The sequence below is a fragment of the Salinicoccus sp. RF5 genome (genome assembly GCF_020786625.1).
Taxonomy (GTDB): Bacteria; Bacillota; Bacilli; order Staphylococcales; family Salinicoccaceae; genus Salinicoccus.
This window is the reverse complement of record NZ_JAJGRC010000001.1, coordinates 1237959-1257988: the sequence shown is the minus strand read 5'-3', so window position 1 is coordinate 1257988 and position 20030 is coordinate 1237959. Positions and strand designations below refer to the sequence as shown.

Below are 20030 nucleotides of genomic sequence, written 5' to 3'. Positions count from 1 at the left end.
TAAATCGGTTTTTTATGTCTAATTATCTCAGCCGTTATATTTTACCATGGAGTCACAGAAAATTTGAAAACTTTACATACTTGTCACAATCTTTTTATGCCTTTTTGGAAAAGTAGGAATTTCCCTAATATCATTCTTTCTGAAACAGTCAGATAATGGATATATCTTAGAGTCATAGTAGATATTCTGATAGGAGTGGCACAGATGAAGAAATTGTTCGGTCTGAAGTTTTTCGAACCAACGGAAAAGTTCAACGGTAACTGGTCAATAATGGAAGATAAGAGCAGGGAGTGGGAAAAGATGTACCGGCAGCGCTGGAGTCATGATAAGGTCGTCAGGACGACCCATGGCGTAAACTGTACAGGCTCCTGCTCCTGGAAGGTATTCGTCAAGAACGGCATCATAACATGGGAAAACCAGCAGACGGACTATCCTTCCTGCGGTAACGATATGCCGGAATATGAACCGCGGGGATGTCCACGCGGCGCCTCCTTCTCATGGTACGAATACAGCCCGATGCGCATCAAGTTTCCATATATGAGAGGCAAGCTGTGGCGTCTGTGGCGGACGGCGCTCGAAGAACATGATGATCCGATCGAAGCCTGGGCAAGCATCGTCGAAGATGAAGAGAAGGCGAAGTCCTACAAGCAGGCAAGGGGCATGGGGGGGCACGTGCGCGTCACATGGAAGGATGCAACGCAGCTGATTGCGGCCCAACTCATCTACACGATCAGGAAATACGGCCCTGACCGCATTGCAGGATTCACGCCAATTCCTGCAATGAGCATGATCAGCTATGCAGCAGGTTCAAGGTTCATCTCTCTGCTCGGCGGCGAGATGCTCAGCTTCTACGACTGGTACGCAGACCTTCCGAACGCCTCACCACAAATATGGGGTGAACAGACGGATGTTCCGGAATCGGCGGACTGGTACAACTCCAACTATCTGATGATGTGGGGGTCGAACGTACCGTTGACCCGCACACCGGATGCCCACTTCATGACGGAAGTGAGATACAAGGGGACGAAAATCGTTTCCGTGGCACCGGACTATGCAGAGAACGTCAAATTTGCCGATAACTGGCTTGCTCCGAACCCGGGCACGGATGCAGCGCTTGCACAGGGAATGACGCATGTCATCCTGGACGAGTTCTATCATCAGAGGCAGGAGCCGATGTTCATAGATTATGCGAAACGCTTCACCGACATGCCGTTCCTGATCATGCTGGACGATTTCCAGGATACATTGAAGGCAGGAAGGTTCCTCAGGGAAAGCGACCTTGGCATCGAGTCCACGAACGCAGAGTGGAAGCCCGTCATTCTGGATGGCAACACGGATCAGCTGCTCGCTCCCAACGGCACGATGGGGCAGCGCTGGGAAGACGGCAAGCAGTGGAACCTCACACTTGAACAGGAGGATGGCTCAATCATCGATCCGGCGCTGACTGTTGAAGGACATGGTGCTGAAGTGATCGAAGTCGTCTTCCCGTATTTCGACAATGCGGGCAACAGCGTATTCAAACGTCCGATCGCAGCACGCAAAGTGAAGCTTGCGGACGGCACGGAGCGCTATGTTGCCACAATATACGACCTGATGACCAGCCAGTATGGCGTCAACCGCTTCGGCACTGAAAATGAGGCTCAGGGCTATGATGATGCATCCTGCATCTATACACCGGCATGGCAGGAAGAGATCACCGGCGTGAAGCAATCACTCGTCGTTCAGATTGCACGTGAATTTGCACAGAACGCAGTCGATACGGATGGCCGCTCCATGATCATCATGGGCGCCGGCATCAACCACTGGTTCAACTCCGACACGATCTACAGGGCGATTTTGAACCTTGTGATGCTGTGCGGCTGTCAGGGTAAGAATGGCGGCGGCTGGGCACACTATGTCGGTCAGGAGAAAGTGCGTCCCTATGAAGGTTGGGGCCACGTTGCATTTGCCAAGGATTGGCAGGCCCCACCGCGCCAGCAGAATGCGACAAGCTGGTTCTATTTTGCCACAGAGCAATGGAGATATGAAGAGGCTGGTGCAGATGCACTGCAGTCTCCGACAGCCGAGAAGATCGACTACAGGCACCCTGCGGACTACAACGTACTTGCAGCAAGACTGGGATGGCTGCCGAGCTATCCGCAGTTCAATAAGAGCAGCCTTGACTTTGCCAAGGAGGCCGCTGCCAAGGGGGATGACTCCGATCAGGCCATCATCGACCTCGCTGTCGATCAGCTGAAGAATAAGGAAACACGGTTTGCGATTGAAGATCCGGGTGCTAAGGAGAACCACCCTAAAACGCTGTTCGTCTGGCGCTCCAACCTGATCTCCTCTTCTGCCAAAGGACAGGAATACTTCATGAAGCACCTGCTTGGAGCCAAAAACGGCCTGCTCGCCACACCGAACGATGAATTCATCCCGGAAGAGATCGAATGGAGGGATGACGTTGAAGGGAAGCTCGACCTCATGATTGCGCTCGACTTCAGGATGACGGCGACACCGATCTATGCGGACATCATCCTGCCAGCGGCGACATGGTACGAGAAGCATGATATTTCAAGTACCGACATGCACCCGTTCATCCACCCGTTCAATCCTGCTGTCGACCCACTATGGGAGTCGAAATCCGACTGGAACATATTCAAGGACCTGTCGAAAAGGTTCACAGACATGGCGAAGGAGCATCTGCCGGGCAAGCATAAGGACCTTGTCACAGCACCGTTGGCCCATGATACGAAACAGGAGATCGCACAGCCGCTCGGCCATGTGAAGGATTGGTCGAAGGGAGAAGTCGAAGCCATTCCGGGACAGACGATGCCGGGAATGAAAGTGGTGGAGCGGGACTACACGGAAGTGTATGACAAATTCATTACCGCCGGACCGCAGTTCAAGACGAACATCGGTGCCCATGGTGTTTCATTCGATGTGAGCGACCAGTACGAGGAACTGAAGGATATGCTTGGAGTCTATACCGACGGCACCATCAAGGATGGTCTGCCGAAGATGGGCACGGCAAGGAATGTTGCCGATGTCATCCTCCATGTTGCTTCCTGCTCGAATGGTGAAGTGTCCAGGAAGTCCTATGAAAACCTGCAGAATCAGACCGGCATGCCGGTCACGGATATCGCAGCCGAGCGTGAACATGAGAAGATCACCTTCAAGAACATTACCGCACAGCCAAGGGAAGTACTGCCGACTGCAGTATTCCAGGGCTACAACAGACCAGGCAAACGCTACAGCCCATTCACGATAAATGTTGAGCATAACGTACCTTTCAGGACACTGACGGGGCGCCAGTCATTCTATTTGGACCATGACATGTTCCTGCAGTTCGGGGAGGCGCTGCCGGTCTATAAACCGACGCTGCCACCGATGGTGTTCGGCACAAGGGATAAGCAGGTCAAAGGAGGCGTCGACAGCCTCGTACTGAGGTATCTGACGCCGCACGGCAAGTGGAACATCCACTCCACGTACCAGGACAACCTGCACATGCTGACGCTCTTCAGGGGCGGGCCGACAGTCTGGCTCTCCAGGCTGGATGCAGAAGCGCACGACATCAACGACAACGATTGGCTTGAAGTCTACAACCGCAACGGCGTGGTCAACGCACGGGCAGTCGTTTCCCACAGGATGCCTAAAGGGACGATGTTCATGTATCACGCACAGGACAAGCATATTGAAATGCCGGGTTCTGAAATAACGGATACAAGGGGCGGCAGCCACAACGCGCCGACGAGAATACACATGAAACCGACACAGATGATCGGGGGATACGCCCAGACAAGCTACGGTTTCAACTACTATGGACCGATAGGCAACCAGAGGGATGTGTATGTGGCAGTAAGAAAAATGAAGGAGGTCAATTGGCTTGAAGATTAAAGCGCAAGTAGCAATGGTGATGAATCTGGACAAGTGCATTGGATGCCATACGTGCAGTGTAACGTGCAAAAGTACATGGACGAACCGACCGGGTGCAGAGTACATGTGGTTCAACAACGTAGAGACGAAACCGGGGATCGGTTACCCTAAACGCTGGGAAGACCAGGAACATTATAAAGGCGGCTGGAAACTCAAGAACGGCCGCCTGGAACTCAAAAGCGGAACAAAACTTTCAAAGATTGCGCTCGGGAAGATCTTCTACAACCCGGATATGCCTGAAATGAAAGAATACTATGAGCCGTGGACGTATAATTATCACGATCTGATCACTAAAGAAGAGGGCGAACATAGCCCTGTAGCGAAGGCCCACTCGGTCGTTTCCGGAGAAAAGATGGACCTTGAATGGGGACCGAACTGGGAGGATGACCTTGCCGGCGGCCACATTACAGGACCAAAGGACCCGAACATCGAAAAGATCGAAGAGGAAATCAAATTCAACTTCGAGCAGACATTCATGATGTACCTGCCACGACTGTGTGAACACTGCCTGAACCCGAGCTGTGTGGCAAGCTGCCCGTCAGGTGCGATGTACAAGCGTGATGAGGACGGCATCGTACTCGTCGACCAAGAAGCCTGCCGCGGCTGGCGCTACTGCATGACCGGCTGCCCATACAAGAAGGTGTACTTCAACTGGAAGACGAACAAAGCTGAAAAATGTACATTCTGCTACCCGCGTGTAGAAGCGGGGCTGCCGACTGTATGTTCAGAAACTTGTACAGGCAGAATGCGCTACCTCGGCGTCATGCTATATGATGCGGACCGCGTACTTGAAGCGGCGTCCATTGAAGATGAGCAGGCACTGTATGAAGCGCAGCTCGACCTCTTCCTCGATCCGAATGATCCTGAGGTGATCGAGCAGGCGGAACGCGACGGCATCTCAGCAGACTGGATCGAAGCAGCCCAAAATTCACCTGTATACAAACTGGCGGTGGAGTACAAGCTTGCATTCCCGCTCCACCCTGAGTACCGCACGATGCCTATGGTATGGTACTGCCCGCCCCTCAGTCCAATCATGAACTACTTCGAGGGCAAGGACTCCATCAAGAATCCGGATGCGATCTTCCCGGCAATCGAAGAAATGCGGATTCCACTGCAGTACCTGGCGAACATGCTGACTGCCGGCGATGTGGAGCCGGTCAAAGGAGCGCTCCAGAAGATGGCGATGATGAGACAATATATGCGGGCCATCTCAAGTGGCAAGGATTTTGATGAAACAAGATTGGAACGTGTCGGCATGAATGCCAATGTAACAAAATCTCTGTACCGCCTGTTGGCGATCGCCAAGTACGAAGACCGCTTCGTTATACCGAGTTCCCACAGGGAGCAGTATGCTGACCCATACCGTTCACAGGGCAGCAGCGGCTTCGGTTTCGGCGGATCGGACTGTGATGGATGTGGACCATCCCTTGCTCAGGCGTCAGTAGCAAAATCTGGTAAGGAAGTCTATGAAGAGAACTTCTACGGGGGAATATGGCGTGATTAATCTCGAAAAATTATATGATTACAAAGAATCATTCGGCTTTTTTGCAAACCAGCTCACATATCCTGAAAAGCTGGATTTTCACCCAAGGGAATTCGAGGGGGCTTTCTGGGAAAGCCACCCTGCCTACCCTTATGTCCAGCAGTATTGGGAGGATATGCATGAAATAGGACTGGATGACATCCAGCAGGTCTATACGCAGACATTCGATTTCGACAAGCACACGAACCTGTATATGACGTATTTCAAATTCGAAGACCAGAAGGAGCGCGGGCAGATGCTCGCGAAGCTTAAGGTACTTTATGAAATGTTCGGCCTGAAGATGCCGGACAATGAACTGAGCGACTACCTGCCCTTGATGCTCGAATTCCTCTATGCCGCGGATTGGCGTGGGGATGACCGGGCGAAAGAGAGCATGGCACTGCTCATCATGGTGCTTGAAGACGGCACCTACCATATCATCCAGGCGCTTGAAAAGAATAAAAGCCCGTATTTCAATCTGATCAAAGGATTGAGGGAAACATTCAAAGCATGTGTGGAAGTGTCGGAGAAAGAGGGCGTGGAAAATGATTGACCAATTTCTATGGGTGATTTTCCCATACCTGTGTGTGGCGGTTTTCGTAGTCGGACACATCTGGCGATATAGAATTGACCAATTTGGGTGGACCGCCAAATCGAGCGAGTTCATCGAGAAGAAGCAGCTCATGGTCGGAAGCATCCTGTTCCACTTTTCCGTCATCCCTGTCTTCTTTGGCCATGTGGTCGGGCTGCTGATTCCTGCACGCTGGATGGAGGCAATCGGTGTGACCGAGCATCTCTATCACCTGGGGGCTGTATATGTCGGTGGGTTCTTCGGTGTCGTCATGCTCCTCGGCATGATCATCCTCACCTTCCGCCGCATCACGAAGACATCGGTACGGAGGTTGAGTTCAGCATCGGACATCGCCGTCAACTTCCTCCTGCTCTTCATCACCTTCATCGGTGTGTATGCAACACTCGTAACAAATGCAGTGGTGACCGATTTCGACTATCGGGCCTCGATTTCCGTCTGGCTCCGGGGGCTGCTGATCTTTTCACCTGATGCAAATCTGATGACGGATGTACCATTAACCTTTAAAATACATGTATTAACCGGATTCCTGATTTTTGCACTATGGCCTGCAACACGTCTTGTTCACGCATGGAGCCTGCCTTTCAACTATCTGGGAAGAAGCTATGTCGTCTACCGCAGGAACAGATAGCAGAAGGAAAACATGGCAGAGGGGATCTCCTTGAGATGGAGGAGTAGTATGATGGTAGAGAAAACTGAATCTGTCCTGATGGACATGAAGGAAACATTCGATTTTGATATAGTGGCGCTGACGGATGTGAAGAACAGACGTGGGCAGTATATGGTCAAATGGAAGTACAATGTCGGGAGTACGAACGAAAGGTGGAGGAAGATTGCCCTCCCGACCGGCAGAGGGGTGCCCGGGGCGGTCATGAAGAGCGGCAAGACGATGGTTGTCCAGGATATATCAGAAACGGAGATAGCGACGAGCCTTTTCCGCTATCCCATACTCAGGATGGAGCACCTGAAAAGCTTCATCGCCTTTCCGATATGGAACGACGATGAAGAGGTTATAGGCATTCTGCTGATGGGTAATAGAAGGGAAAGGGCGTTTACCGACACAGAGTATAAAGCAATCAAACAGTATGTAGAAACGACCCTCAGACAACAAATATTGAAAGAGCTGATGGTTAATGAATAATACAAGCCTGGTCAATTTGCTTGAAGCGATGTTCCACCAGTCAAAAGAAATGATACTGTTCGTCAACAATGATGGAGAAATCGTATATATGAATGCCCATGCCGCAGCCACACTGGATGATACCAACTATGACAAAAGCCAATTTCAGCATATATGCACACATTGCCAGGGCATGTATGCTGCCGGGGGGCGTGTGGAGTGCAACAACTGCTATCTGCATGTTGATGAGAAGGTGACCTTCCAAGTATATATGCGCACGAGGGAGGGTGATGTTGTACCCTTCATCGCCAACTTCCAGCGCATCGACCCGGAAAACAACATCAGTGTGTTCACGCTGAATCCATTGTCCGAGCAGCTCAGGACGCAGGAGATCGAGCACCAGAAGAGGCTGACGCAGCGCATCATCCATGCACAGGAAGGTGAGCGGAAGCGCATATCGAGGGATCTGCATGACGGCGTCACCCAGGAGCTGCTCAATGTGCTTCTGGAGATGCGGCTCTTCAAGTATATCGATGACCGTGATGAACTGAACGAAAAGATGATGAAGTCGGAGGATTCCCTGAGCCGGCTGCTCGATTATGTCAGGAACATCTCCGTAGAACTACGTCCGGCGAGCCTCGACGACCTAGGTATAGAAGCAGCTCTCAAGACACATTTCAAATGGATCGAAAAGCAGTATGGAATCACTGTGGACTGCACGCTCGACATCCAGCGGAAGCGCTTCAATCCGGAAGTGGAGACGGTGCTCTACCGGATCATCCAGGAAGCGATATTCAATGCCGCCAAATATGCTGAAGTGGATACGGTCAATGTAAGGCTTGAGGAAATGGATGACGGAACAGGCCCACATGTCCATTTCGAAATTGAAGATTCCGGCCTGGGCTTCCGGACCGGGGACACTCCGATTGGTACAGGTCTCGGCCTCTTCGGCATGTCGGAAAGGGCCAGCAGCGTGGGCGGCACTGTCAGCGTCGACAGCATGCCCGGAAAAGGCACCAGAGTCTTCGGTTCCATTCCAGTATAGGAGGAGATAGCATGAAAATTGTCATTGCTGATGACCATGCAGTAGTCCGCACAGGCTTCAGCATGCTGATCAACTATCAGCCGGATATGGAAGTGGTCGGCACGGCAGCTGACGGCAGACAGGCTTTCGAAAAGGTGAAGGAACTCGGGCCGGATGTGCTCCTGATGGATCTCAGCATGCCTCCAGGAGAATCCGGCCTTTTTGCTGCCAGCCGCATCCACGATGCATTTCCTGATATAAAGATACTTATTCTGACGATGTACGACGATGAGGAATATATTAGGCATACCTTCAGAAGCGGGGCAAAAGGATATATTTTGAAGAACTCTCCCGATGAGGAACTGATCAAGGCAATCAGGAAAATCCACGAGGGGGAGAGGTATATCGACCCGGTCCTCATGGATGAGAATATGGAAAAGCTTCTGAATGATGAAGATGTCCCGGAGAAATTGGGGCAACCCTTCAGCATCCTTACGAAGCGGGAGCTGGAAATCCTGCCTCTGGTCGCCAAAGGCTACGGCAATAAGGATATAGCGGAAATGCTGTTCGTTTCAGTCAAGACGGTGGAGGCGCATAAAGCAAGGATCATGGAGAAACTGAGCCTCTCCACACGCCCTGAACTTGTAGAATATGCCATGAAGAAAAAATTGATAGATTTTTGAATGTAGGTGAATGGAATGGTAGAGCAGGAACAGTTTCAATTTAAAGTAAAAGCATTGCGTGTATTGGAGAATGAGCACAGGTATCTGAAATATCTGATGAATGAATGGTTCCAGCTGGTGCTCAAATTTGAAAACGATGATGTCAAAAGCCGCCTCGAAGGACTCATGGTCATAAAGGATCTGAGGGAGAAGCTGACGGCGTTCGAGAAGCCCCTGAAGCGTCATCAGGCAAAGGAGGAGCAGTATTTCTTCCCGATGCTCGGTGCCTACATTGGACTGGAGCAGGGACCGATCTTCTCAATAGAGGAAGAGCATCAGGAAATCGATGCCTATATCCAACACTTCTTCCATCATTCGATGCACGATATGAATGAAATGTCGCTCGACAGCATGAATGAAATGGTAAAGGACGTCATGGAAGCATACGAAGTGCTGATGGTACATATGGTGAAAGAGGAGTCCGTGCTGTTTACGATGGCCGATAAAGTACTCAAGGAAGTCGATGAAGAAGTGCTTCTGGAGCAGGTGAACACCCTGATTACCGAATAGGGGCCCCGCTGCCCAAATGTAGGGTTTTCCCTTCTTACAGAGATTGCCAACAGATTATATAATAAATTTGTATAATAAATCACAATCTAAAGTAAGTGAGGTTAGTCCGTATGAATGAAAAAATGGGTAAAAAACAGCTTATCCTCCATACATTCAGCCTGCTCGCTGGATTCATGGTATGGACACTGCTGGCGCCGCTATTCCCCGAAATTGTAAAGGATATACCGGAAGCTGCAGAACAGCAGGCGCTCATCGTTGCGCTGCCGGTAATACTGGGCTCCGTATTGCGCATACCTTTCGGCATATTCGCGAATAAGACAGGCGCGCGCACAGTATTTCTATTCAGTTTCATATTCCTGCTGATTCCCGTATTCTATCTAAGCATTGCAAGCACCGTAATGGATCTTATGATCGCAGCCGTATTCCTCGGCATCGGTGGTGCAACATTCAGTATTGGTGTTACAAGTCTTCCTAAATACTATCCAAAAGAGAAGCATGGTTTCGTAAACGGTGTATATGGAATGGGCAACATCGGTACTGCGGTGACGAGCTTCGGCGCACCTGCACTGGCACTCGCCTTCGGCGGCTGGCAGGCAGCAGTGCAGACCTATCTTGTAGTACTTGCACTTTTCGCCATCCTGCAGTTCATATTTGGAGACAAGCAGGAGAAGAAGGTGAACCTTCCGCTTGCGAAACAGTTCAAGGAAGTCATCAGGGACTACAAGTTCTACTTCTTCAACCTGTGGTACTTCATCACATTTGGTGCATTTGTCGCGTTCGGCCTCTTCCTGCCGGGCTTCCTTACAAATGAGGAACTGTTTGGCCTGACTACGCTTGATGCAGGTGTCAGGACAGCGGTATTCATCATTATAGCGACACTGCTCAGGCCGGTGGGAGGGATGATCGGCGACAAGTTCAATGCACTGCATGCCCTGATCATCACTTTTGTTGGACTGGCAATTTCCGGGCTGCTTCTGGCCTTCACGTACAACTTCATCTTCCTGTTTACAGTGGGCAGCCTGCTGGCTGCAGTATGTGCAGGAATCGGGAACGGTCTCGTATTCAAATTCGTTCCGACATACTTCTCCAAACAGGCGGGCATCAGCAACGGATTTGTTGCCATGATGGGCGGACTTGGCGGCTTCTTCCCGCCGATAGTCATCGACCAGACGCACAATTTAACAGGGAGCTATGCCCTCGGGTTCATACTCCTGGCCGTATTCTGTATCATCGCCCTGTTTACAATGTTCTACATGAATAGTAATCTTAAGAAAAATGAACTGGCATGAGAGTGATAATATGGAACGCTATTCGAGACAGATGCTATACAATAAAATAGGAGTGGAAGGACAGCGCCTCATCGCGTCCCGTACGGTACTCATCGTCGGGGCCGGGGCGCTTGGTTCTCTTTCGAGTGAATTGCTGGCACGTGCCGGGATAGGGAAGCTCATCCTGATCGACCGTGATTATGTGGAGTATTCCAATCTGCAGCGCCAGACGCTCTATACCGAAAAGGATGCGGACGAGAAGAAACCGAAAGTGATAGCAGCCAGGGAACGGCTGTTGGAAATACGTCCGGATCTCGAAATCGACGCCCACATCGCACATTGTGACGGGCCGTTGCTCGAAAGTCTCGTAGAGGAAGCGGATCTGCTTTTGGATGGTACAGATAATTTCGATACACGCCTCCTGATCAATGATGTGGCCTATAAGTACGGCAAACCATGGGTGTATGCGGCTTGTGTCGAAGCATCCTACAGCAGCTGCGGTTTCGTCCCGGCGACGCCCTGCTACCGCTGCCTCGTGCCGGTGCTGCCAACGACCACATTGACATGCGATACAGCCGGCATCATCGCGCCGGCTGTCCAGATGGCAGTGGCCGAACAGGTCACCACAGCGCTGAAGATATTGACGGAACAGTACGAAGCGCCATTCTACATGCGTATCGGGAATGTATGGGATATGGATCATATGAAATACCGCATCGACGGTATGAAGGAGGCACATTGTGATACATGCGGGGAAGCCCCGACCTACCCGGCGCTCGATATGAAGGCTGATGTGGCGATGCGCCTGTGCGGGAGGGATACGGTCCAGGTGATGGATGACCGGATCACCGAAGCGGCGGTGGAGCATGCGGTAGGCCATCTTGGCACGAAGGTGAACCGGACCCCGTATTTCCAGGAGTTCCATTATGACGGTTACCGTTTCGTATGTTTCAGGAATGGGCGTCTCTTGATTCATGGACTGGATGAAATGAACAAGGCGAAAACGCTCGTCAACCAACTGTTTGGCTAGGAGGATATCTATGAGCATCATCGGCAGAATCGATCGGGACATCAAAGTGGGCGTCATCACCATCAGTGATACGCGGACGAAGGATACTGACAAGGGTGGAATGAAGGTCATTCAGCACTTGGAGGCGCTGAATACCGTCATCGGTGAGGGCGACTACATGATTGTAAAGGACGACGCCCACGAAATTAGAGAAGCCATCGGGCAGATGGTCGAGAGTGGACTGGATGCCGTCATTACGACCGGGGGCACGGGCATCGCCCGCCGAGACGTGACGATCGAGGCACTGCGTCCGTTGTTCGACAAGGAAATCGAAGGATTTGGTGAGATCTTCAGGATGTTGAGCTTCACTGAAGATATCGGGTCACGGAGCATCCTATCACGGGCTGTGGCGGGGACGATGGGGCGTACCGTCATCTTTGCACTGCCGGGCTCCACAGGAGCGGTGACGCTTGGCATGGAGCGGCTGATCGTGCCTGAGCTGAACCACTTTGTACATGAACTCAACAAATAAGGCGTGCCCGGCGGGCACGCCTTATTTGTTGATATGGTAGTCTCCGGACTTTCCTCCGGTTTTTGACAGGAGCGCCGTCTCATATATGACCATACCTTTGTCGATGGCTTTGCACATATCATAGATGGTGAGCGCGGCGGCACTGGCTGCGGTCAACGCTTCCATCTCCACACCTGTCCGGCCGGTCGTTTTGACCGTCGCCTCGATATGGAGGAAGTATCCGTCCTCAAGGTCCCAATGGAACGATATATCGACGCCGGAAAGGGGAAGGGGGTGGCACATCGGGATGATCTGATGAGTGTTCTTCGCTGCCATGATGCCTGCAACCTGCGCCACGGACAGGACGTCCCCCTTTTTGACCTTACCGCCGGTAATCGCCTGATGGATTTCCCCGGTTACGCCGAGGATGCTTCTGGCGGCGGCTGTACGGGTCGTCACTTCCTTATCTGATACATCGACCATGCGTGCTCTGCCCTCCGGGTTGAAATGAGTGAATTCCGACATTTGAATCTTCCTTTCTAGTACAATGAGTATAACAGAATCTACAAGACGAAAGTAGTGATGATATGAATTTGAATCGTACACCCATCCCAGTGACAGAAGCAGTGGAGCGGGTCGTGGAACGCATAAAGCCACTGTCTGTCGAAACGGTTTCCCATACAGAGAGTTATGGCCGTATCCTTGGTGAAGATTTGAAGGCGACCATGGATGTGCCGCTGTTCGATAAATCTGCGATGGATGGTTTTGCAATCCGCGCAGCAGACACTTCGGGGGCGTCCGGGGAAAGCAGGGTCGAATTTGAAGTCGTTGCCGAGGTTCCGGCCGGTTCGACAAGCGACTACGAATTGAAGCAGAATGAAGCCTTCCGCATCATGACGGGTGCGCCGGTCCCAGAGAGTGCCGATGCAGTCGTCATGTTTGAGCAGACACGGCAGGCGGGAAATACATTTACTGTAAGGAAATCGTTCGAGGTTGGGGAGAATATCGCCATCCGGGGCGAGGAATGCAGGGAGGGCGAAACGATAGTGCCCGAGGGCACCTTCATCAATCCAGGCGCTGTGGCAACATTGGCAACATTCGGCTACAAGCATGTGAAGGTATACCGTCAGCCGATCGTCGGGATACTTGCGACCGGCAGTGAACTGGTGGATATCGATGCACCGCTTGAGCCCGGAAAGATAAGGAATTCCAACGGGCCGATGATCTTGAGCCAACTGAAACGGATGAATATCGATGGACGCATGTATGCACTGGAGGCGGATGATTTTGATGCACTCCTTGGAAGGGTGCGCGAGATGCTTCAGGTAGTGGATGCGATCATCACGACTGGCGGTGTCTCCGTCGGCGATTATGATCATCTTCCGAAGCTTTACGAAGCACTGGGTGCTGTAGAGCTGTTCAATAAGGTCGGTATGCGGCCGGGCAGTGTTACGACGGTGAGCATGCTCGATGACACTCCGCTTTTTGGTCTGAGCGGGAATCCTTCGGCCTGCTATACCGGTTTCGAACTCTTCGTGAGACCGGCTCTCCTCAAGATGATGGGACACGACCGCATCCATGCACCGATTCTTGATGCGGTTCTTGATGGAGACTTCAAAAAGGCGAATCCCTTCACCCGTTTCGTCCGGGCTGAGATCGACTACCGTGACGGCCGGGTATATGCCAGACCAGCCGGCTTCAACAAATCGAATGCGGTTACATCAATTGCCAGAAGCAACGGCATCATCGTCCTGCCCGGGGGAACGAGAGGCTATGAAAAAGGGGACGGTGTCAAAGTCATGATGACCGACATGACGACCGGCACCTCGCAATTCGACCTATGAAGGTTCTGCAAGTCGTCGGATTCAAGAATACAGGCAAGACGACCCTGATCCAGCGTATGGTGGCGTTGCTGAAATCAAAAGGCAGGCGGGTAGCAGTCATCAAGCACCACCATCTGGATAAAGGTGTCATCGATGCAGGTACAGATACAGGCAGCTTCCTTGAAAAAGGGGCAGATTTCACAATACTCAATACGCCGAATATGTCGGTGCGGACTGAAAATGTACAGCCGTCCCTGGAGGCTCAGATGATGCAGCTTGCCGGGGAGGTCGATGTATTATTGATAGAAGGCTACAAACGGGAGGAATACCCCAAAATCGTACTCACCCACTCTTTTACGGATGGTCACACAAATGTAGATAAAATAGGCCTCCGGAATGTTTTAAAGCATGCTGATATGCGGTATGATGAGGGTAATATTATCCAATGGTTTGACGAATGGAGTTCTGATGATGAAACAGTTTGAAGTAGTGGATGAGGCGATTGACATCAATCGGTATCACGAATATACAATAGATGAAAAGCAGGGCGCTGTATGCATGTTCACCGGTCATGTCAGGGAGTGGACGAAAGGAACACGGACCGTCCACCTGGAATATGAGGCCTACAAGCCGATGGCGGAGAAGAAGCTTGCCCAGATCGGGGAAGAGATCAGCGAACGTTGGCCGGGAGTCCGGACGACGATTGCACACCGTGTCGGAAAGCTTGAAATTTCGGATATTGCGGTCGTCATCGTGACGAGTGCTCCACACAGGAAAGATAGCTACCGCGCCAATGAATATGCCATCGAGCGCATCAAGGAGATCGTCCCCATCTGGAAGAAGGAAGTATGGGAAGACGGAGAAGAATGGATGGGCGACCAGCGCCAGTATCATCCAAGCTTGGAGGAGAAATGATATGAAGGTAATGCTGTTTGCAGGATTGAAGGAAAAGATCGGGGAAAGCCGCATCATACTGGATGGCCCCGGCGCCATGACGGCCGGCGAATTGAGGCAGGCGATATATACGCAGTTCCCATCACTTGAAGGAGATGTGTTCCAGGTGGCCTGCAACGAGGCATTCGTCAAGGATGACCAGATCATAAATGAAGATGATGAGGTTGCACTGATTCCACCAGTGAGCGGCGGATGACGGAGACGATCGGCGTCGTGTTGGCCGGAGGCAACTCAACGCGTTTCGGGGAGGATAAGGCATTCTTCGAACTGGAGGGCAGGCCGATGTACAGGCATGCTCTCGATTCCCTCGTCGAGTCCGGGAGGTGTGACCGGATAGCGATCAGTACAAATGCGCGTCTGAAAGCATACTTCAACGACTATCAGACGGTTGTGGACCATCCTGAATTCCAGGGTCAGGGTCCCCTCGGGGGACTCTTTGCATTGGCGGAAGCTTTTCCGGGGCAAAGGCTCCTCGTCGTAACATGTGACGCCCCCTATGTGGCGCCGTCCTGGCTTCAGATACTGCATGACCGGGCGGTCGAGCATAAGGATGCGCTCATCGTCACGAAGGAAGGCGAGCGCCTCCACCCGCTCATTGCAGTGTACCAGGGCAGCGATTTGTCGAGAACCATCAGACAGCTGCTGGAAGAGAATCGGCGGAGCATGCGTGCTTTATTTGAAAAGAAGGAAATGATCGAAGTGGATGCAGCGCTTCATGACATCGATAACGGAACGTTCATGAATATAAACAGAAAGACGGACATTCACTGAGGAGGAATACCTATGGTAGAAAGCATTACAGATAAATTTGGCAGGCCGATCCGCGATTTGAGGATATCAGTGACTGACCGTTGCAACTTCAGGTGCAGCTACTGCATGCCGAAGGAGATTTTCGGGGACGATTTCGAATTCATGAAGAAGGACGAGCTCCTTTCATTTGAAGAATTGGAGCGCATCGCAAAAATCTATGCGTCGCTCGGTGTCAAAAAGCTGCGAATCACAGGGGGGGAACCTCTGTTGAGGAAAGACCTGCACGAGCTGATCGCCCGGCTCAACCAAATAGAAGGCATCGAAGATATCGGAATGACGACAAACGGTCTGCTGCTCAAGAAGCATGGCAAGAAGCTGTATGATGCGGGGCTGAGAAGGCTCAACATCAGCCTTGATGCGATGGATGATGAACTGTTCGGTCAGATCAACGACCGCGGCATCGGTACATCGAGGATCATCGAGCAGATCGAGTATGCCATATCCCTCGGCTTTGAAATAAAGATCAACATGGTTGTCCAGAAAGGCCTCAATGAACAGGAGATACTCCCTATGGCAAGGTTCTTCAAGACGATGCCCGTCACGCTCAGGTTTATAGAATTCATGGATGTGGGCAACGATAATGGCTGGAACTTTGATAAGGTGATTACGAAGAAGGAAATTCTTGCGATGCTCGAGGACGAGTTCGATATAGAACCCCTGAATCCCGCCTACTATGGCGAAGTGGCAAAAGTCTACCGCCACAAAGATGCAGAATCCTATCTTGGCTTCATTACAAGTGTTTCGGAAAGCTTCTGTTCCACATGTACACGCGCGCGCCTATCATCCGACGGCAAGTTCTATGGCTGCCTGTTTGCTGTGGAAGGTTTCGACATCAAGCAGATCATGCGGAAGGGCATTTCAGACGATGAGCTGGTTGAAGTGCTGACAGGTGTATGGAACAAGCGCGATGACCGGTATTCGGATCTCCGGACTGAGATTACAGCGGAAAACCGGCGCAAGAGGAATAAAATCAATATGAGCTATATAGGCGGCTGATCAAACGTGGAGTATACCTTCACGTTTTTTGTCGACAGAAAGGAATAATATGAAGCTGAACATGCCAAAGAAATACCTTATATTGTATGCCCTCATGTCCGCCCTCGGAGTGGCAGCGCTCATCATGTTTGGACATCATCTGTCCATGATGCTTGAGGATATCGTAATGGAGGGCGCTGCCCCGGGTGTTCACGGCCTGATGTGGGTGGCCCTGTTCTTCCTCCTCTATGCCCTTATGTCTGCACTCTACAAAGTTGTCGGAGCACGTGTGGCGAATTCAAGGATTGAAGCACTTGCTGGCCGGGTGGTCTCCACTATAGACGATCAGACGCGGAAGCATTCTGAGTCGATGCTCAACGCAATCTTCGTCCATCTCGAAAAATATCGGCCATTCGAGAAGGTCTTCATCCCGACTGTCATCCAGACGATGGTCAAGCTTACCGTCATCATTGCTGCGATGTTCATGATCCACAGCAATGCAGCGTTCATCATGCTGTTTACGGCACCGTTCGTCCCGCTCTACTATGTGCTGGTGGGTCTCCGGACGAAGGATGAATCGGAGGCGCAGGCAGCGCAATTCGATGAACTCGGCACACTTTTCCTCAACCTCATCAGGGGAAAGAATACGGTGAGGCACACCGGGGCTGAAGATACAGTGATCGGGAAACTCAAACAATACAACGAAAGCTATGTCAGGGAGACTATGCATATTCTGAAATATGCCTTCCAGTCTACATTGATGCTCGAATTCATTACGATACTCGGCATCGGACTGATTGCACTGGAGGTTGGACTTCAGATCATCATATTCGATGGCATCACATTCTACGCGGCATTCTTCACCCTGCTGCTCGCGCCTGAATTCTATAATGCGCTGAAGGTGCTCGGCATCGAGTTCCATAATGGTAAGCTCTCGCAGGGTCATCTGGAACGCATCGAAGAATGGCTTGCCACTGACTCTGCCAGGGAGGACTACAGAACATTCGGAGCCACCTCCGATTCGGTTGCACTTGAGGGTATCTCGCTCGGCTATGGTGAGGATATGCTGCTTGAAGATGTCGATATGACATTGCCGAAGACGGGGTTCGTCGCCATCACCGGACCGTCCGGCATCGGGAAAAGCACCTTCATACACATGCTGCTTGGACTGCATCGGCCGGAGAAGGGGACAGTCGCCCTGTCAGATGAGGACGTCGGATATATTTCGGATGAAGTCTACTTTTCCGACACGACCATCCATCATTATGTATCGGATGGCGAGTATGCGGAGCGGGAAGTTGTCCATATACTGGATCAGCTCGGGCTGATGGACAGTCTGGACAACCTGGAGAAAGGAATCCATACACCGATAGTGAACCACAACATCCCCCTCTCTGGCGGGGAAATCGTCAGACTCAAGATTGCGCGCGTCCTGATAAGGCGCCCCAGCATCATACTGATGGATGAGCCGACCGAATTCCTCGACGCCACGACTGAAGCGCTCATCATGGAGCACTTGGCAGAACTCAAGCAGGAGGCGGCGATTGTGGCAGTTGTCCACCGGAAGAAACTGCTCAATATTGCAGACCGTCACTATACATTCAGCAACAGGCAGATCACCCTCGCGAAAGGGGCATCGTGATGGAATTTTTAAAGAATGAAAGAAAGCAGATACTCTACAGCATCATCCTCGGCCTCTCGGGCGGTCTTGTCGGCATCGCGCTATTTGGCCTCAGCGGCTACATGATCAGTCTGAGCTTCTTCGACCCGCCTTTTTTTGTCATCATACTGATCATCGCAGTCATCAAGCTTTTCGGGATGATGAAGGGGGCATTCAAGTATATAGAACGCCTTCTTTCCCATGAGGCGACCTTCCAGCTGATCGGACGGCTCCGGCTGGATTATTTCAGGAGTACGATCCGCACCGACAGGAATACCCATAGCGTAAAATTCATCCAAAGGCTGAATCAATATTTCGAGCAGGTCGAGAACTATTATATACGGATCATCTATCCCTATATCGTAGCCGTACTGATCTCACTGCTGCTCATAGTGCTGTCGATCTATTTCGGTCCTGCTTTTGCAGTGCTGGCAGGAGCAATTGCACTCATCCTGCTATTCGCCATCCCCAAGATGTTTGAAGGAAGGATGGCAAAAGCACTCGAAGCGAGGGAAGCCACGGATGATGTCCTCTACGGAAAACTGTATCACTTCATCCATGACTATACCGATTTATGGGTGACGAAGAAGGCTGGGGCACAAAGGGCGGGGCTCTCCCCTGAACTGCGGGCCATCAGAAGAAATGAGGACCGGCTTGCCGCATACGAAGCGATGATGCAGTTCATCGCCCAGACAATCCAGATTGCGGCCATCGTTCTGATCATCGTCCTGACCTATGAAGACACGCCGCTTTGGGTACCGATGGTAATGCTCATTGCCTTGAGCTATTTCGACCTGATAATGCCTGTGATGAACCCTGCCAGCCAATATGGGAGGGTGAAGTCGGCAGTTGCCGAACTGGAGACGGATGTCCCGGCTTCTCGACAACGGGACAGTGGGGCGGAATTGACGGCCATCCGGGCGGAAGGTCTGAACTTCCGCTATCCGAATGCCTCATTGGATGTACTGAAGGATATTTCTGTAACATTCAAAAAAGGGGAGAAGCATGCAATCATCGGCAGCAGCGGTTCAGGAAAGACGACGCTGATAGAACGCCTCATCCATGCAGATCCTGCGGTCACTGTGTACAGCGGGGACAGCGAAACAGATTACGAGGCACTGGCCGGCAATGCTTCGATCATGCCCCAGCAGCTGGATTTCTATAATGCGACGGTAATGGATAATGTCACGCTGTTCGGACATATCGACAGGTCACCGGAAGAAGTGTCGGCTGATCTGGAAGAGATGGGAATGGCATACTACAGCCCTGATACCCTCATCGAATTCACCGGCAGACTGTCGGGTGGGGAACAGAAACGGCTGCATTTCATCCGGATGCTGGCTGAAGATAAGCCATGGTGGATCATGGACGAACCGACGGCACGCCTGGATGACAGTCTGAAGCAGAAGGTGTGGGACCGCATACTGTCGAAGCCCACCCTCATCATCAGCACACATGATCTCAGCAGACTCGAATCATTCGATTTCATCCATTACATGGAGCAGGGACGCATCATCGAATCAGGTTCGTATGAAGCCCTGATGAAGGAGAAAGGTGCCGTCCATCAGGCGGTACAGCGCTTCAGGGATTATTTATAGTATTATATGGGAGTAAATGC

The 20030-nt window shown here is 51.5% G+C and carries 20 protein-coding genes; 19 read left to right on the top strand and 1 reads right to left on the bottom strand.

What is annotated here, in order from left to right; genetic code table 11:
* Positions 1–204: 204 nt before the first annotated feature.
* The 11 genes from LLU09_RS06520 to LLU09_RS06470 all read left to right on the top strand — a co-directional run bounded on the left by LLU09_RS06520 (position 205) and on the right by LLU09_RS06470 (position 12211).
* Positions 205–3876, top strand: coding sequence for a nitrate reductase subunit alpha (locus tag LLU09_RS06520; protein ID WP_228311028.1), 3672 nt, complete (start codon positions 205–207; stop codon positions 3874–3876).
* Positions 3866–5419 carry a nitrate reductase subunit beta gene (gene narH / locus LLU09_RS06515; RefSeq protein WP_228311027.1) on the top strand — a complete coding sequence of 518 codons (1554 nt, stop codon included), beginning with the start codon at positions 3866–3868 and terminating at the stop codon, positions 5417–5419. Before LLU09_RS06520 ends, narH begins: the two co-directional genes overlap by 11 nt.
* Positions 5412–5990: a nitrate reductase molybdenum cofactor assembly chaperone gene (gene narJ, locus LLU09_RS06510; RefSeq protein WP_228311026.1), complete on the top strand. Its 579-nt coding sequence runs from the start codon at positions 5412–5414 to the stop codon at positions 5988–5990. Before narH ends, narJ begins: the two co-directional genes overlap by 8 nt.
* Positions 5983–6657 (top strand): respiratory nitrate reductase subunit gamma, encoded by a 675-nt coding sequence (gene narI, locus LLU09_RS06505; protein ID WP_228311025.1) that lies wholly within the window; start codon positions 5983–5985, stop codon positions 6655–6657. The genes narJ and narI overlap by 8 nt, the downstream gene beginning before the upstream one ends.
* Positions 6658–6708: 51 nt before the next feature.
* Positions 6709–7167 carry a GAF domain-containing protein gene (locus tag LLU09_RS06500; protein ID WP_228311024.1) on the top strand — a complete coding sequence of 153 codons (459 nt, stop codon included), beginning with the start codon at positions 6709–6711 and terminating at the stop codon, positions 7165–7167.
* On the top strand, positions 7160–8191 hold the full coding sequence (locus LLU09_RS06495) for a sensor histidine kinase (protein ID WP_228311023.1): 1032 nt from the start codon (positions 7160–7162) through the stop codon (positions 8189–8191). Before LLU09_RS06500 ends, LLU09_RS06495 begins: the two co-directional genes overlap by 8 nt.
* Before the next feature lie 11 nt (positions 8192–8202).
* On the top strand, positions 8203–8853 hold the full coding sequence (locus tag LLU09_RS06490) for a response regulator (protein WP_228311022.1): 651 nt from the start codon (positions 8203–8205) through the stop codon (positions 8851–8853).
* A gap of 15 nt (positions 8854–8868) precedes the next feature.
* On the top strand, positions 8869–9402 hold the full coding sequence (locus LLU09_RS06485; protein ID WP_228311021.1) for a hemerythrin domain-containing protein: 534 nt from the start codon (positions 8869–8871) through the stop codon (positions 9400–9402).
* Positions 9403–9512: 110 nt separating this feature from the next.
* Entirely contained in the window at positions 9513–10691 is a 1179-nt protein-coding gene (locus tag LLU09_RS06480) for a nitrate/nitrite transporter (protein WP_228311020.1), read from the top strand.
* Between the two features lie 10 nt (positions 10692–10701).
* The gene (locus LLU09_RS06475; RefSeq protein WP_228311019.1) at positions 10702–11700 is read left to right on the top strand and encodes a ThiF family adenylyltransferase; all 999 of its coding nucleotides are present in this window, start codon (positions 10702–10704) and stop codon (positions 11698–11700) included.
* Positions 11701–11710: 10 nt separating this feature from the next.
* Positions 11711–12211, top strand: a complete 501-nt coding sequence (locus LLU09_RS06470; protein ID WP_228311018.1) for a MogA/MoaB family molybdenum cofactor biosynthesis protein — start codon at positions 11711–11713, stop codon at positions 12209–12211.
* Positions 12212–12232: 21 nt separating this feature from the next.
* On the opposite strand, the gene moaC is transcribed toward LLU09_RS06470, so the two are convergent.
* On the bottom strand, positions 12233–12715 hold the full coding sequence (moaC, locus tag LLU09_RS06465) for a cyclic pyranopterin monophosphate synthase MoaC (RefSeq protein ID WP_228311017.1): 483 nt from the start codon (positions 12713–12715) through the stop codon (positions 12233–12235).
* Positions 12716–12777: 62 nt separating this feature from the next.
* Between moaC and LLU09_RS06460 the strand changes: the two genes are divergently transcribed.
* From LLU09_RS06460 to LLU09_RS06425, 8 genes are all read left to right on the top strand, one after another.
* On the top strand, positions 12778–14034 hold the full coding sequence (locus tag LLU09_RS06460; protein WP_228311016.1) for a molybdopterin molybdotransferase MoeA: 1257 nt from the start codon (positions 12778–12780) through the stop codon (positions 14032–14034).
* Complete coding sequence (gene mobB, locus LLU09_RS06455) at positions 14031–14498, top strand: molybdopterin-guanine dinucleotide biosynthesis protein B (RefSeq protein WP_228311015.1); 468 nt, start codon at positions 14031–14033, stop codon at positions 14496–14498. The genes LLU09_RS06460 and mobB overlap by 4 nt, the downstream gene beginning before the upstream one ends.
* Positions 14485–14928, top strand: coding sequence for a molybdenum cofactor biosynthesis protein MoaE (locus LLU09_RS06450; protein ID WP_228311014.1), 444 nt, complete (start codon positions 14485–14487; stop codon positions 14926–14928). The genes mobB and LLU09_RS06450 overlap by 14 nt, the downstream gene beginning before the upstream one ends.
* Before the next feature lies 1 nt (position 14929).
* A complete protein-coding gene (moaD, locus tag LLU09_RS06445; protein ID WP_228311013.1) occupies positions 14930–15163 on the top strand; it encodes a molybdopterin converting factor subunit 1 in 234 nt (77 codons plus the stop codon).
* Positions 15160–15738: a molybdenum cofactor guanylyltransferase gene (locus LLU09_RS06440; RefSeq protein ID WP_228311012.1), complete on the top strand. Its 579-nt coding sequence runs from the start codon at positions 15160–15162 to the stop codon at positions 15736–15738. Before moaD ends, LLU09_RS06440 begins: the two co-directional genes overlap by 4 nt.
* 12 nt (positions 15739–15750) lie before the next feature.
* Entirely contained in the window at positions 15751–16773 is a 1023-nt protein-coding gene (gene moaA, locus LLU09_RS06435) for a GTP 3',8-cyclase MoaA (RefSeq protein ID WP_228311011.1), read from the top strand.
* A 61-nt stretch (positions 16774–16834) separates the two neighbouring features.
* Complete coding sequence (locus tag LLU09_RS06430; protein ID WP_228311010.1) at positions 16835–18394, top strand: ATP-binding cassette domain-containing protein; 1560 nt, start codon at positions 16835–16837, stop codon at positions 18392–18394.
* On the top strand, positions 18394–20010 hold the full coding sequence (locus LLU09_RS06425; protein ID WP_228311009.1) for an ATP-binding cassette domain-containing protein: 1617 nt from the start codon (positions 18394–18396) through the stop codon (positions 20008–20010). Before LLU09_RS06430 ends, LLU09_RS06425 begins: the two co-directional genes overlap by 1 nt.
* Positions 20011–20030 lie beyond the last annotated feature (20 nt).